The organism is Sulfitobacter sp. CW3, assembly GCF_019392245.1.
GTDB lineage: Bacteria > Pseudomonadota > Alphaproteobacteria > Rhodobacterales > Rhodobacteraceae > Sulfitobacter.
Genome location: NZ_JAHXRL010000395.1, coordinates 1 through 255 on the forward strand (window position 1 = coordinate 1; position 255 = coordinate 255).

Here is a 255-nt window from a genome sequence, read left to right on the forward strand (position 1 = left end):
CCTCGGCTTCATCGCTATCGGCCAGACGCTGGTCATCCTCGCCGGCAGCCTCGACCTGTCGGTGCCCTACGTCGCCAGCCTCAGCAGCCTCGTCGCGGGCGGCATCATGGCCGGCCACACCGGCAACGTCGCCTGGGGCGTCCTCGCCGCGCTCGGGGTCTGCGCGCTCATCGGGCTGGCGAACGGCCTCGTCGTCACCGTGCTCGACGTGCACGGCTTCATCGCCACCCTCGGCATGGGGCTGATCGTCAGCGG

General features: G+C 71.4%; 1 pseudogene. It reads left to right on the forward strand.

The features are described 5' to 3' along the window. Positions 1 to 255, forward strand: a pseudogene (locus KZZ06_RS21555) (ABC transporter permease); the annotation flags it as partial.